At 45.8% G+C, this 15,215-nt stretch carries 12 protein-coding genes; 7 read left to right on the top strand and 5 right to left on the bottom strand.

Annotated features, from left to right (window positions below):
- Positions 1-183 precede the first annotated feature (183 nt).
- The 3 genes from plsY to OU814_RS06280 are packed head-to-tail and all read right to left on the bottom strand — an operon-like array spanning position 184 to position 2,478.
- Complete coding sequence (plsY, locus tag OU814_RS06290) at positions 184-960, bottom strand: glycerol-3-phosphate 1-O-acyltransferase PlsY (RefSeq protein ID WP_268181338.1); 777 nt, start codon at positions 958-960, stop codon at positions 184-186.
- Between the two features lie 53 nt (positions 961-1,013).
- The gene (locus OU814_RS06285; RefSeq protein WP_017289838.1) at positions 1,014-2,069 is read right to left on the bottom strand and encodes a DUF3086 domain-containing protein; all 1,056 of its coding nucleotides are present in this window, start codon (positions 2,067-2,069) and stop codon (positions 1,014-1,016) included.
- Between the two features lie 19 nt (positions 2,070-2,088).
- Entirely contained in the window at positions 2,089-2,478 is a 390-nt protein-coding gene (locus OU814_RS06280) for a DUF3119 family protein (RefSeq protein WP_268181336.1), read from the bottom strand.
- Positions 2,479-2,595: 117 nt separating this feature from the next.
- On the opposite strand from OU814_RS06280, the gene OU814_RS06275 reads away from it, so the two are divergent.
- Together OU814_RS06275 and OU814_RS06270 are read left to right on the top strand one after the other, a co-directional pair.
- Complete coding sequence (locus tag OU814_RS06275) at positions 2,596-2,805, top strand: hypothetical protein (RefSeq protein ID WP_017289840.1); 210 nt, start codon at positions 2,596-2,598, stop codon at positions 2,803-2,805.
- Positions 2,806-3,134: 329 nt separating this feature from the next.
- Positions 3,135-3,767: a hypothetical protein gene (locus OU814_RS06270; RefSeq protein WP_268181333.1), complete on the top strand. Its 633-nt coding sequence runs from the start codon at positions 3,135-3,137 to the stop codon at positions 3,765-3,767.
- A gap of 98 nt (positions 3,768-3,865) precedes the next feature.
- Here OU814_RS06270 and OU814_RS06265 read toward each other — a convergent pair whose 3' ends face one another.
- Positions 3,866-4,702: a metal-dependent hydrolase gene (locus OU814_RS06265; protein WP_017289842.1), complete on the bottom strand. Its 837-nt coding sequence runs from the start codon at positions 4,700-4,702 to the stop codon at positions 3,866-3,868.
- A 295-nt stretch (positions 4,703-4,997) separates the two neighbouring features.
- On the opposite strand from OU814_RS06265, the gene OU814_RS06260 reads away from it, so the two are divergent.
- Positions 4,998-5,285, top strand: coding sequence for a hypothetical protein (locus tag OU814_RS06260; RefSeq protein ID WP_017289844.1), 288 nt, complete (start codon positions 4,998-5,000; stop codon positions 5,283-5,285).
- 116 nt (positions 5,286-5,401) lie between these two features.
- On the opposite strand, the gene OU814_RS06255 is transcribed toward OU814_RS06260, so the two are convergent.
- Positions 5,402-7,090: an ATP-binding protein gene (locus OU814_RS06255; RefSeq protein ID WP_190652794.1), complete on the bottom strand. Its 1,689-nt coding sequence runs from the start codon at positions 7,088-7,090 to the stop codon at positions 5,402-5,404.
- A gap of 373 nt (positions 7,091-7,463) precedes the next feature.
- On the opposite strand from OU814_RS06255, the gene OU814_RS06250 reads away from it, so the two are divergent.
- The 4 genes from OU814_RS06250 to OU814_RS06235 all read left to right on the top strand — a co-directional run bounded on the left by OU814_RS06250 (position 7,464) and on the right by OU814_RS06235 (position 15,209).
- Positions 7,464-9,515, top strand: coding sequence for a sensor histidine kinase (locus OU814_RS06250; RefSeq protein ID WP_268181330.1), 2,052 nt, complete (start codon positions 7,464-7,466; stop codon positions 9,513-9,515).
- 380 nt (positions 9,516-9,895) lie between these two features.
- Complete coding sequence (locus OU814_RS06245; RefSeq protein ID WP_017289847.1) at positions 9,896-11,572, top strand: ABC1 kinase family protein; 1,677 nt, start codon at positions 9,896-9,898, stop codon at positions 11,570-11,572.
- A gap of 68 nt (positions 11,573-11,640) precedes the next feature.
- Positions 11,641-13,425 (top strand): ABC transporter substrate-binding protein, encoded by a 1,785-nt coding sequence (locus tag OU814_RS06240; protein WP_268181328.1) that lies wholly within the window; start codon positions 11,641-11,643, stop codon positions 13,423-13,425.
- Positions 13,426-13,427: 2 nt separating this feature from the next.
- Complete coding sequence (locus OU814_RS06235) at positions 13,428-15,209, top strand: ABC transporter substrate-binding protein (RefSeq protein WP_268181326.1); 1,782 nt, start codon at positions 13,428-13,430, stop codon at positions 15,207-15,209.
- Positions 15,210-15,215: the final 6 nt, after the last annotated feature.

Genomic DNA, 15,215 nt, shown 5'->3' with positions numbered 1-15,215 from the left:
TTTCAGCAAAAATCAATTTGGCTAATCCTGAGTTTCTCAATCTTTTCAAGAAACCATGAGCCAGATTCATTTGCTGCCTACTTCTCTATTCAACTCGGCTTTAGCAATCAGAACTCTACCTAAAGGTGTTATCCCGTTGAATTATTTTGTTTGTCTTTTAGTGCAACATCAATCTAACCAACACTAAGCTGATTCACCCGGCGCATTCTCTGCTTCCTCCAGCTTCTGTCCAAGTTTCGGCTCTGTTCCAGCGATCAATCGCTCAATATTCGATCGATGTCGCCAAATCACATATCCGCCACCCGCGATCGCAAATAGCACATACGGCAATGGCTGAGCAAAGAGAATCATCGACACAATCACCGAAACTGCACCCAGAATCGAGCTAATCGACACAATCCTCGTGATGGCGATCGTTAACCCAAACACCCCAAGCGTTGCTAATCCCACCACCCAATTCATTGCCAGCAAAATCCCTAAACTGGTGGCAACTGACTTGCCCCCTGTGAATCCTAGCCAGATTGATTTGCTATGCCCAATTAAAGCTGCCAGACCTGCCAACGTCACCATCACAGGCTGCCAAAGATTAAAATCTAACCCCACAATCTTCGAGAAGTAGAGCCAACCCGGAAGCGTAGTAAACGCATAGTTCACGGCTGCAATCGCTAATACGCCTTTGGCAACATCAACAGCCAACACCACGATCGCGGGAACTTTCCCAAGCGTGCGGAGCACATTCGTTGCGCCTGTTGAGCCTGAGCCTTCCTGCCGAATATCAATGCCTTTTAGTAAGCGTCCAGCCAGATAGCCGGTCGGAATCGAGCCTAAGAGGTAGGCAACAATCAGCAGCAAAGCATTGTTAATAAACCAGGGAAGCATAGGTAATGAGACCAGTAGAATAATGACAGACTGCGCTTCGACTCCACAAACGCCCGTCTTTCGATTTTGCTCAACATCCAAAATTGAGATCCTACGTGGGTTGAGCGGAGCCAAAGCTCAAACCCCACGAGCGATTAGAAATAAGATTGCTGTTGAATCATTTGCTGAGGACTCGGTGCAAACGCAAGCAGCAGCGGAAACTGCAACAAAGCAAGACTAATACTTTCTTCTGTTTCATCTACCACGATCAGCGGCAAAAAGCCATCCTTCTCTAATCGTTCTGCTTTTAGCGCCAACTGTTCTGGAGCTTCAAACAAAGTAATGCCGCGATCGCTGCCAAAATCGCTGCGGGTCACTCCCAAACAATCCTGCAATCCGCGTCGCCATTCTCCCAACCGTTCCGGCGAGTTTGCCAAAATCAACGTTCTCACACGATCGCGATGGAGCTTATACAAAATCGAAATTGTCGCCGACGCGATCAAAATATTCTGCAAGCGCGATCCCATCGTTCGCACCGCCCCCCGTCCGCCTTGATCAAAAAACCACGTGGAGACTCGCTCTGCATGAACTGGCTCAAACGTCCGACGTAACTTCCACACCGGACCGTAATAATCGGGCTGATTGCGAAACTGATCAATCACATTGCGAATCTCACGTGCTTGATCTTGAAACTTCGATTCCGCAAACTTCGGAGCCGCGATCGCACTCGGTTCTTCGACCACAGGTTGAGTCGGTGCAACCACCTGAGGTTCTTGAAATTTCGGTAACTCCAACCGCTCAGCAGCGATCGCCAAATCCTGCAAACTTCCGACCAAATAATCCTTAAAACTCTGCACCCGAATTGCGATTTCCTGAGATGTTCCAGCGAAACTGGTTTTCATCTCATTGCGAATCCGTTCTTGTCGGCGTTCGAGTTGTTCGATCGACAATTGCAAAGCCTGTCTGCGTTGCTCCAACTCCGATAAATTCTGCTGAACCACCTGAGCAAGACTATTTTGCGTCGCAACTACCTGAGCTTGAAGCTGATCACGAGTCGTCGTGAGATCCGCGATCTCCTGCTGGATCGCTTGTTCGCGCTGTATCAGATCAGCAATCCGCTCCCGCTCAGGCAGCTTCAACTCAGGCAACACCGCTCCCGTCTCATCCGAGGAGGCATTCTCATCTGCAATTGGCAACTCATCAGAATTCATAAATTACACTCAACAAAAATCAGGCTTTGGGAAAATGCTGCTCTAGACAGATCCGTAACATTTTAGGGTCAAAAATGATCGGCAGAAAATGAATACTTTTAACTTCTCTAAAGTAGAAGAGAATCGGTACAGGCGACCAGAAGATTTCCCAGTTTTGCCATTCCCGATACGGAAAGCGCCGAATCAACGTTTCCCCTCGATAGACATCTAAATCTGTCGGCGTAAACTTCAGCCGCAGCAGAACCGTCTGAATCAGCAAAAATACTCCAAATAGCGCAATCCCTGCACTGACCCAGATTTGGATCAAGACTAACGGGATGGCAGCCCCAATTAAAACGATCGGAATCACATAGCTTGGAGCAAGTTCTACAGTTTGATCAGCAGGGTCGATCGCGGCAGGGTTCGTCATGGCAATTCTTCAGGTCAAATTTCTCTACCATCTTACGATCGCAGCGACCCACCGACCCAAATCCTGACGGTCTAAGGTACGATCGGGCTTAAAGTCTAACTACAAAGGGTTTGCTACATGTTTCTGACCGAACTTTCACCGCTCGTCCAAGAGTTTACCCAACAGCCGCTCGCCTTCATGGGGGGACTGTTTACCGGATTCCTCAAATTGAGCCTGACCGAAGAACCCGTCCGAAGCTGGCTCAATCAACAAACAGGTTCAACCACCTACACGACAAACGGACATAGCCCCAACGGGAACGCCCCGAAATCAATCACGATCGAATAGTTCACCTCAGCTTAGGCAATTCTCAATTGAGAATTGCCAGCTCAATTGCTTGTACTTCTAAGTAATAGAAGAAAACAGACGTTCTATCAATCGAAAGTAAACAAATTTCTAAATCTAATTAATAGAATTTCAGGATTCTATAATATCTATAAAAAGAACCAAGTAAAGTCTACAAAAGGGTAGAGCTGAGAGTCTAGATGTCCTATATTTTTCATGGTAGAATTCAATTTATAAGGGTGCATGATCTGTAGCATCAAAACAGATTTAGTTCTGAGTCTTAATAGATTTCTAGCTCATGGTTTTCATCCAGCGATGGTTGGAGTTCTTGTATGAAACTAACAAAATTATCTCGCCCCCAAGTGTTTTTCTGTGCAGGGTTACTAAGCCTTGCAGTGCCCGCAGTTGCTCAAGCATCTCCCTTCACGAGCAATTCAGATCAAACCATCTATACGATCGCTCAAGCCTCCGCTGGCACATTTCAAACGCATAAAAGTCCATTAGGATTTCGATTTGATTTTCCAACGACTTACAACTTGGATACTTCTCAAGAATCGAAAGGAACAATCGTACTTCGGAGTACGGTAGAAGCTCCCACAGCAGTCGGAAGTGATGAACCTGCACCTGTCGATAGTAATGTGCAATCTCAATCTTCCCCAGGAGACAAAATTATCGTCGCCGAATTTTCTAATCCTAAACGTTTATCTGCACAGCAGTGGGCAGAACAAAACCGAGATAAATCCTTTTTTGATGGGCGACAAAGTGACTATCGAGCTTACAGTTTCGCGGGTCAGCCTGCAATTTCCTACTCCTGGTGTGGCACCAATAACTGCGGAGATAGCGTAATTGTGCCAAGCCGCGATCGCACAAAAGTATTTGTTCTCAGTGCGCTCTATGAATATCCCGGCAATGCTGTACGCTGGGACTTCAAAAATATGATCGGACGATTCCGCCTGACTCAATAGCTTGCGTGTTCCTTCAAACTCATAGAGACGAGTCGGCGACCCGTCTCTATCAGCGTGTTGAATTTACCGAATCCCTAGCTCGCTAGACAGTAGAAATCTCACAACCGAATTGTTTCTCCGACCTTCATCACTTGCAATCGACTGCCCACTCTTTGCTGCTTCAATTCTGCGGCAAAAGCAGCAGGTGTCCCAGTCAAAGCTGGAAATGTACCGAAATGCATTGGGATCACTCGATCGGGTTTGACATAGCCGACGGCTGTTGCAGCTCGTTGCGGTCCCATTGTGAACCGATCTCCAATACACGCCAACATCAGCGTCACTTTGCGAAACCGCGGAATCAACGCCATATCCGCAAAGACATCCGTATCACCCGTGTGATAAATCGTAGGACCATTTTGTACAGTCACCAAAAAGCCCCCTGGATTTCCTGCATACTTTGCGGGACTGCCATCAGAAGCGATCACCGAACTGTGAATCGCGGGAATAAAGGCAACCTTGACCTCATTATTCAGCAATGAGATTTCGCCGCCAAAATTTCCTTGAGTGTCCAAGGTCACGAGATTTTTTGGATAGCCTGATTCGACTAATGCCTGTCCTAAATCGGCAGTACTGACGAGAGGAGCATTCGTCTTTTTCGCGATCGTCATTGCATCGCCGACGTGATCGAAATGTCCATGCGTCACTAAAATCAAATCGGCACGATTCAGAGTCGCTAAGTCAGTCTTGCCGTTGGGATTCACGGGATTCGTAATCCAAGGATCAATCAAAATGACTTTTCCAGTCGGCGTTGTCAGCTTAAACGCGGATTGTCCATACCAGTGCAATTGGGTTTGTGCGGCTGTAGGGGCACTCCATCCCTGAACAATTGTGCAGAGAATCAGAATTGCAGTCAAACTCACCGGAGCAAGCCATTTTAGAAATCGTTTGAAGTTCATAACTGAAAAGATTGCGTCAAAATACGGAGCGCGCCTATCGATGAATCATGAGGAGTTGCGCGCTGAATCTCCGACGCTATTATGCTGGCTGAATTTGCGCGATCGCACATTGACCCCATAATTTCTTAATCAATTCTCTGGCGATTTTTCCGATAAATTTGCCAAACTTTACGGTTGACAAAAGAACAAGATCTTTGATCATTTCATCGAACAAGATATAATTAGACTCATCACCCCCTGAAACGTCATGTCTGCGATCTGAAGTTGGTAACTGTGCAGTTTGCGGAGTTGAGGAATGAATCGAATGATCGAAAAGTGGTTAACGATCGCTGCACTTGCAGGATGGGTCGCATCGATCGCAGGCTTAGTCGGATTAGCAATTCGAGCAACGGATCCACCAGCAGTGTCCCGTGCTGCTCAGTCAGCGAATGTAAGAGTTCAGAAGGCAGATAGACTTCTATTCGCTTCACCGCGATCTCAGTCTAATTCTGTTGCAGCAACCGTCCCCGTCGATACCTCAAAAGGATATTGGCAGCACTCATTGAAACCGCGATCGCAACCTCAATCGTTGGTCAATAAATAACTTCTCGCCCTTCAGATCCTTCCTAACGCACATCTTTTTCTGGTGCGCAAGCAATCTAAGTTGAGTTAGTGCCGATTGATCGTTCCTCATAAAAACTGCTCAACATCAAGAACAATCTAATCAATGCTTCGCCCGCGAACCGTCTGCGATCGTCGGGGAGCCGCAACGGGTGCAAGCTCAATCTTACGTTCCTGAAGCCGATGCCCTTCAAAATGCTTCTGCCAGAGTTCTGGTGCATTCAACGTCTCACCGCCATGCTTTGTCAAACGCTGCCGCACCTTACATAGCACTGGCGTATTCACGCAAGCCCCAGAAATAATGATCTGTCCCTTGGTCAAAGCAGGCAGTTCTTTCAGCAAATCCCGTCCTGCTGCTTCAACTCCATACTTTAGACTCTCTTGATCCACCGGATTCACAATGCGCATCAAAAACTGACTCATACATTGAGACAGGACATCCGCATCTAACTTACCTGGACGTTGCGTAATTAATCCCATTCCTAAGCCAAACTTCCGCCCTTCGCTCAAAATTGTCCGAATCACTGACTTACAGCGAGAGGGTTCATGAGCAGGGGCAAAACGATGCGCCTCTTCAACCAGAATAAACACGGGGTAGGGCAAGTAATTCTCATCTTGCGGTGAAATGAGTTCTTTCTGAGTACTCATCCGTGCATGATTGACTTGCCGCAGCACTGCCGCACAAATCACTTGCTGTTCTTCTTGACTGATTTCGTTCATTTGCAGGACGGTCACTTGTCCCGGTTCAAATAGTTCTTTTGGGCTAACCGTGTGTTCCACATTATGAAAATAGTCCGATCGCTCAATCTTCTCCAATTTCCATTCCAAAGCTGGAGCAGATGATCCCGTCTTTTCATTGCCATCGTCATCGACCTGCACATCGGCTTCTCGAACGGCTGCGATTAGATCTTGAATACCCCAACGATAATCTCCTTTGCGATGTCGCTGCAAAATCCGAAAGGCTTTGCTCAACATAGCTTGTTGACGATCGCTCATTTCCGGCAGTAATGCCAAAATATCGTAGTAATCTAGCGAAGACACTCGAATCCTCACTTCTTCCGGTGTCATCACTTTCACTTTGGGAGCATAGCCATCTGCTGATTTAAATGCTGGATGCCCCCGCATATCTGTCAGCGTTCCATACTCTCCATGCGGATCAAAAATTAAAACCGCCGCTCGATTGTGGGGAAGGAGCAACTCTTCTACCAGAACTCCAGCCGTATAGGATTTCCCTGAGCCAGTTCCCGCCAGAATCGCCATATGGGTACTAACTAATTCTTTGACATCTAATGCGATCGGCACAGATCCGACTTCTCTCAACAAAAGTGAGCCAATATGAGCTGATCCCACCGACTGAGGCTGACGACGATTTAAGATCTCCCTGAGCATCTCGTCACTTGCCAACACTACTTTTGCGCCTGGATCTGGACTTTTTCGCGGATTCATAAATCCCAGCGACGGATCGAAATAACCGATCACATCCACTGCAACTTCATAGATCTCCGGATGCTCGTACGTAAATCCGACAAGAGCCGCGATCGCTTCTGGACTAATCTCAGTGTCCGCAAAAATGCGATCAGGTAAGTGATCAATAAGTCTTCGATCCGAGATCTTACCGAGGATTTTACGGAGAAGCCCAGCTTCATAAACTTCATAATAGACATACTCGCCAATTCGCACATGGCGGTTATCAGACGTAATGAAAACATACTGATTGCCGTTTTCACCCGGTCCCTTTACCGTACCGACAACGCTGATTGGATTGGCAGTTCCAGGCTCTAAATTCATAAGATCCAAGGCGAATTATCGTGGAATAGAGAGGCAGTGCAAGCTTCGTTCAAGTGTACTATGTCTAAGAAAAAAAGGTGTGAAATCCTTTGAATTGCTTTATGGAGCGCAACTTCACATCGTCTTCATGTGGAAATGCATAAATTTTTGAGAATTTAGTCAATCAAGAACAGCAATCGAGGGAAATTACGGATACTTTCAAAGCGTTAAGACGCTAATCTGAAAGCGATGGTCTAACGAAATGCAAGATAGGTAAAATCTTACCTAGTTTATTTTTCGTATACAGAGCCATGCGCTTCCCGTAACGGATTCCGAAAGAGATTTGTGATGGGAGATTCCTGAAAAAGTAATGCAACGATAGGCATGTAGCAGGATGCAAGCAAAAGTTTCGCGATCGAGACCGACAGAATCTCAGGAAGTTGTGGGGCGAGTCATGGATGTTGTCAACACTACAAGAGAAGAAGCCCTTCGGATCGAAACTGATCGACTAACTTCTTTGTCTACCCATCCGGTTGAAACTGTGCCGCATTCCAGCCCTCTCGTTTCTAGTTTGGCAAGTGTCGGACGCAAGATTACTACAGCTCTCGCTCACGCCACTCAGAGCGAAACAGTCCTTGTGGAAATTGCAGCGTTGCTAGGAGAAGCTTATGGGGTTCAAGCTTGTATCATTTCAAATCCGGGTGAACCTTATTCCAAGTCATTGACTGCTTGGTTTGCCAAGACGCACCTTAGCGCCAGCCAACAGGGCGAAATTCTGGCAAACTATGGCATGATTCAGGCTGCGACGCTGGAACGTTCCAGCTTATTTGTCTCCGATTTGAACCTCAGCGAAATTAACAGCATATCGAAAGCGCTGCCAATTCGAGGCGTACTCAGCTTACCAACTCAATTTCAGGGACACATCAACGGTGTGATCAGCTTGCTGACAGCACAGGCGCATCGCTGGTCAGACTTGGAAATCGAAACGTTGACTCAAGTTGTTGATCACATTGCGATTGCACTCACCCAACTCACCCTTCAGCGCAAAGTCGCAAAACAGTCGCAATCGCAAGCGCTATTGCGAGAAGTCTCGATCGCGATTCAGAACTCAGTCGATGTGCCTCAAATCCAAGTCATGGTACTAGAGGGACTAGCTCGTACCCTTGAAATCGATCGAGCCTTTGTCCTGCGCACCAAGTTTTGGGATCCACGGCATAGCTTGCGGGCAAAGAGCGATCGAGTTCCGAAAGCGCGCGTGATGATTGACAGCGAGTGGAACCGTGACCCAATCGAGGTCGATGAGTCAGAAACGCCGCTTAGCCAGTCTTTCTGGATTACAGACTGCGCGGTTTGCCAGAGTGCATTTCTGAGTCCAGCTAAATTCTTTGCCTTCAGCAATTCAGGTAAGTTTCCCAGTAACCTAGAAACTGCGCCAATTTTTGATGCTGAGAAAATGCCTGCACTGTTACTAGTTCCTTTAGAAAGCAAGAATCGCCTCTTAGGATTTATCGCTCTTCAACAAAAAGAACCCCGCGCCTGGCAACCCGAAGAAGTCGAACTCGTCGAACTTGTCAGCGCTCAAATCAGCACTGCAATTATTCAAACCGAAACGCTGCGACAAGTTGAATCTCTTGTTGAGGAAAGAACAGCGCAACTTCAGCAAAGTCTAGAACTGCAAGCCAAACTCTACGAGATCACCCGCAAACAAATCGAGAAACTGCGGGAAATGAATCAGCGAATGGATGAGTTTCTCAGCACACTTAGCCATGAACTGCGCACGCCGCTCACAAGCATGATGTTAGCCATTCGGATGTTGCAGCAAGCAAATCTTTCTCCTGATCGCCGTCAGCAATATCTCAACATCTTGGAGCAGCAATGTGCTCAAGAAACGAATCTGATTAACGATCTACTTGCCCTTCAAGAGTTAGAAACGAAACAAGTTGCGTTCCAGCTTCAACAAGTGGATGTGAAGGAATTGATGGCTGACTTATCGAATTCCTTTAACCAGCGGTGGTCATCGAAGGGCTTAACGCTCGAACTTGAACTTCCAAAACGCTTGCCCCTTCTCAATACTGATTTAACTAGCTTCAATCGAATCTTGCTAGAACTGCTAACTAATGCGGGTAAATATGCTGATCCGAATAGCATGGTTTACTTACAGGTGATGCCTCAGCCTGGACAGCAAATGAAATTCTCAATCTCAAACATTGGATCAGCGATTTCCGAGGAAGAATTACCCCATATCTTTGATAAGTTCCGGCGTTGCCAAGGAATGACGCAAAATGCAGTTCCTGGAACTGGACTCGGTTTGGCACTGGTTAAAAGTTTAGTTCAGCATCTCAATGGCACGATCGAGGCAACGAGTACGGAGATGGAAGGAACTCAGTCTTACGAGACTTGCTTTACGATAACCTTACCGCAGAACTTGGAAATCGTAGAGGTTTGAGTCAGGAGAACTCCATCAGAAACTCAATTAGATCTGTGATGTCATTTAGGTTTTGACTTTGCCTAACTGATAGAAAAACTGAAATTGTGTGTTGATCTGAGCCAATATGTAGAGGCGATTCAATCCTAATGATCTCGCTCTTGGTTCAAAATTTGAGCGGTTGTAAGAAGAAGCCAGCAATTTTCGATCGCTCCGTACGGCTACGTTTCTCGACGGGTATGCTAAGTTTGGCACTCCGCAAGAAATGCAATGAATGACGAACCAAGAGGGATTTTGTCAAGATTTCTAGCAGTGTCGAATTTTCCCAATGATATTCGTGCAGGAATCTTCTGCTTCTGGAGCAGTTCTTCAACCCTCCAGCGCTATAATAATTTGAAGTTATGTTACAAACTACAGCCCCTAAACCTCTACGCTGGCAACGGCAACTCTCTTCTCCACTGGCTCGGCAGGTGGATATTTCTGTGTCGGCTGCCAAATTGACGTTTTATTTGTGGTGGGATCGTCAGATCGCAAGGCAGTCTGCTCATCACCGCAATCGCCGTGCTCAGTGGTTAGTCGGAACGCTGTTAGATTTAGGACCAACATTTATCAAAATTGGGCAATCGCTCTCGACTCGAGCTGATTTGCTGCCTTTGGAGTATGTCAAAGCATTGGGACAACTTCAAGATCGAGTCCCAGAATTTGATTCGAGCCAAGCGATCGCCATTATTGAATCTGAACTAGGCTATCCGCTGCATGTCTTGTATCGAGAATTTGATTCGACTCCGATCGCAGCTGCTAGCTTAGGACAGGTGCATCGTGCTCGGCTGCATACGGGTGAGGAAGTTGTTGTGAAAGTACAACGTCCGGGGTTAGAGCAACTCTTTGCGATGGATTTTCAGATTGTAGGTCGGCTCGTGCGATGGATTGATCGCATTGTTCCAACCGCAAGACACTACGATATTTTGGCGATTCATGAGGAATTTTCTGAGATTTTGAATCGTGAGATTGATTATGTGCAAGAAGCGATGAATGCCGATCGCTTTCGACATAATTTTGCTGATCACGATCTCATTGTCGTTCCGAAAATTTATCCTAAGTACACGACGAAGCGTGTGCTGACGATGGAATATGTGCCAGGAATCAAGGTCAACGATCGGCAAGGGTTACTTGCGATCGGGATTGATCCTCGTGAGATTAATCATTTAGGAATTTGTTCGTATCTCAAGCAACTGCTCCAAGATGGCTTTTTTCAAGCTGATCCCCATCCTGGAAATATGGCAGTGAGCCACGATGGAAAGCTAATCTTTTACGATTTTGGCATGATGGCAGAAGTGCAGCCGATCAACCGCAATCAGATGGTTCAGACTTTCTTTGCAGTATTGAAGAAAGATACCGATCAAGTCGTGCAAACGCTGGTGGATATGGGTTTGGTTGAGCCGATGGCAGACATGACCCCCGTGAAGCGAATTGTGGGCGTGTTGGTTGAACGATTTGCGGATAAGCCTGTTGAGATTCAAGCCTTTAAGAGCGTTAGAAATGAACTCTATGCTGTGTTTGAGCAGCAACCGTTCCGATTGCCTGCGCGGATGACTTTTATTATTAAAGCCTTGACGACGTTGGACGGAGTTGCGCGCGATCTTGACCCGAACTATAACTTGTTAGCGGCAGCGAAACCATTTGTGAAGAGTTTGGCGACAATTCCTGCGAAGCAAGGTGGGCTGGGAGAATTGGCGCGGCAGGCGAAGGGATATTTGGCGTATCGCATGACGAAGCCGAATCCCACTCAGACTGCGATCGAGCGATTAGAAGCCCGCTTAGAGCAAGGAGAATTACAAATTCAGGTGCGCTCGATCGAGCAAGAACGCGCCTTGAAAAAGCTCAATCTTTCGCTGAGAGCGTTGCTTTACGCCTGTATTTCAGGATTCGCAGCACTAACTGGAGCAATTTTGCTTGTCGGAAAAGTGAGCGGTTCAATGTTTGCTTTTGCGATCGCAGCAATTGCAGGCTTATTTTTAGTCAAAGCATTGATTGGGTTGAAAATGCGTGACCGTATCGATCGCATGATTGATAATTAAATCGAGCAGAAACCGCGCAAAAGGTGTAGAAAGGATAGAATCACTTTCTAAATGATGCGCGATCGGCTATGAAATTTTCCGCTCTTACAGGTTTTTGGCGGTTTTGGGCAGTGGCAATGGCAGCATTTTGCCTGATATTGGGCATTACGGCTTGCAATCCGCAGGGCTACAAAACACAAGCAGCAAAAGTTCCTCAGCTTGTCGATACGACCCTGAGCGATCCCAAATCATTTAACTATGCGTTGATTAACGAAGATCCGAATGTCGCGGGATTCTTGTATGTGGGATTAATCACAGAAAACGCATTGACCAATGAGCTTGAGCCAGAACTTGCAGAGAAATGGGAACTTTCGCCAGATAAGAAGAAAGTAACATTTACCCTGCGCGAAAACTTGAAATGGTCAGATGGTGTGCCGCTGACAGTCGATGACGTTGTGTTCACGTTCCGGGATATTTTTCTGAATCCTAAAGTGCCAACGGATATTCAAGATGTCCTGCGAATTGGTAAAGGACGGGCATTTCCAACCGTGCGAAAAATCGACGATCGCCGAGTTGAGTTCACCACACCTGAACCGTTTGCTCCCTTTTTGAGAGTGACAGGCGGATTGGCAATTTTGCCCAAACATGCGCTTGAAGAAACAATTCGCAAGACTGGCTCAGACGGCAATCCGCTCTTTTTCTCAACTTGGGGAACGGATACCGATCCGAGGAAAGTGATTTGCAACGGACCTTATACGCTCGACCAATATTTTGCGACACAGCGGATCATTTTCAAACGTAACCCGAACTATTGGAGAAAAGATGAGCAAGGCAATCAGAAGCCTTACATCGAGCGGATTGTTTGGAGTGTGATTGAAAACCAGAATACTGAGCTTCTTCAATTTCGATCAGGTGGAGTCGATATCTCTGAACCGATTCGGGCTGAAGATTATCCCATTCTCAAAAAAGAAGAAAAACGAGGTGATTTCACAGCGTATATTGGCGGCACTCGTCCGATTACGACTTTTATGGCGTTTAACTTAAATCAAGGACGGCGAAACGGAAAACCTGTCGTTGATCCCGTGAAATCAAAGTGGTTTAACAATCCAAAATTCCGTCAGGCAGTCGCATATGCTATCGATCGAGAACGGATGAACACAAATATCTTCCGAGGCTTGGGAGTCTTGATCAATTCGCAAATTTTGGAGACTAGCCCCTATTATCTCAAGCCCGAAGAAGGCTTAAAAGTTTACCAATACGACCAAAACAAATCAAAGCAACTGCTGAAAGAAGCCGGGTTTAAGCTCAACGATCGCGGACAACTTGCTGACCCAGAGGGGAATGTCGTGCGTTTTACGCTGATGACGAATGCAGGGAATGTGGTGCGTGAGTCGATGGTGGCGCAAATTAAGCAGGATTTGAGCCAGTTGGGGATTCAAGTTGATATTAATCCGATTAACTTTGGAGTGTTGTTGGATAAGTTAGATAACACTCAAGAATGGGAATCGTATCTACTGGCAATGGGCGGAAGTAAAGAGCCAAATAGTGGAGCAAACGTTTGGTTGCCGGAAAGTCGATCGCATAGTTTTAATCAATCGAGTGCACCTGGAAAACCTCCGCTTGAAGGTCGGGTTGTTGCAGATTGGGAAGCGGAAATTGGGCGATTATATGTCGAAGGTGCTCAAGAATTAGATGAAGCAAAACGGAAGGAAATTTACGGAAAGATTCAGAAAATTTCACAAGAATATTTGCCTTGGATTCCACTTGTGAATGCGCGTGTGATGGCTGTGGTTCGCAATCGGATTAAAGGAGTGAATTATCCTGAAAGTGGCGGTGCACTTTGGAATTTGACTGACCTGAGAATTGAGGATTAGTGATGAAAAAGGTCAGAATCCAGATTGGAGTGTGTTTGACGATCGCACTTCTCTTTTTGTCGAGCTGTAATCCTCATCGATATAGAACGGTTGCTGCACAAGTTCCTCAGTTAGTCTTAGCGAGTCCAACTGATCCCAAAACGTTTAACTACGCCAATAATCAAACTTTCCCATCTGTTTTTCCTTTCATTTATGAAGGGTTAACAAGAGAGAATGGTTTAACAGGAGAGTATGAACCTGCATTAGCTGAATCTTGGAAATTCTCGCCTGATAATAAACGAGTCGCTTTTACTTTAAGACCCAACTTGAAGTGGTCAGATGGAAAACCTCTGACGGCAGATGATGTTGTTTTTACCTATCGAGATATTGTTTTTAATCCGTTGATTCCAACGGATCAGAAAGAGAGTATTCAGATTGGGGTGAAAAAGGTTTTTCCAGAAATTCGGAAAATCAACGATCGCCAAGTTGAATTCATCTTGCCTGAACCCTTCGCGCCTCTTATTGCTGCGACTGCTGCACCTGAGGGCATTATGATTTTGCCGAAACATGCCTTAGCAGAAGCAATAAATTCAAAACTACCGGATGGAAATCCTAAATTCATTTCAACTTGGGGAACAGACACCGATCCGAAAAAAATTATTACGAATGGGGCGTATGTCATTGATAGCTATAGCCCAAGTCAGCGATTAGTTTTAAAGCGAAATTCGTATTACTGGCGGAAAGACAAAGACGGCAAGCAATTGCCTTATATCGATCGTATTGTTTGGCAATTTATCGAGAATTTAGATACGCAATTGCTGAGATTTCGCTCTGGCGATTTGGATGTGATGGGCGATACTCGACCTTTACGATCGGAGTATTTTTCATTATTAAAGCGAGAAGAAAAACGCGGAAATTTCCAGGTCTTAAATGGCGGCCCTTGGTCAGGTGTTTTGTATCTGACTTTTAATCTCAGTCAGGCGAAAGATAAAAATGGCAAGCCCTTTGTTGATCCGGTTAAATCGCGTTGGTTTAATACCCTTGAATTTCGGAAAGCTGTCGCTTATGCAATTAATCGCGATCGCATTAACACTAATCTATTCCGAGGTTTAGGAGTCGTCCAAAATTCGCCGATTTCGGTGCAAAGCCCATTCACTCTCAAGGAAGGTTTAAAAGCCTACAATTACGATCCGAATCAATCAAAAAACTTGCTAAAGAAAGCTGGATTCAAATATGACGATCGCGGTCAGCTCTTTGACTCAGATGGCAATCGAGTTCGCTTTACTTTACTCACCAACTCGAATAATTTAACTCGTGTTGCAATCGGCGCTCAAATTCGGCAAGATTTAGCTGCAATTGGAATTCAAGTTGACTATAATCCGCTGAATTTTAACGTTTTGATCGATAAAATCAATGGAGCAAGAGATTGGGATGCTCACATTATCGGATTTACGGGCGGAACCGAGCCACATGGACTAGCAAATCTGTGGATGACAAGTGGGGGATCGCATTCATTTAATTTGAGCCAGCAAGTTGGACAGCCGAAAATCCAAGGATATGTAGCAAATGAGTGGGAGAAAGAAATCGATCGCTTATTTATCCAAGGTGCTCAAGAACTGAATCCAGAGAAACGCAAAAAAATCTATGGTGAGTTTCAGAAGCTTGTTCAAGAACAGCTTCCTGTGATCCACTTAGTCAATGACTCTGCAATCATGGCAGTCAGAAATCGAGTTCAAGGATTGAAGTATTCTGGTTTACCCAGTTGGGGACTTTGGAACATTCAAGAACTTAAAATCAAAGAGTAGTAGTAC

This window comes from Leptolyngbya sp. GGD, assembly GCF_026735145.1.
Classification (GTDB): domain Bacteria; phylum Cyanobacteriota; class Cyanobacteriia; order Leptolyngbyales; family Leptolyngbyaceae; genus Leptolyngbya; species Leptolyngbya boryana.
This window is presented reverse-complemented; position numbering and strand designations above follow the sequence as displayed.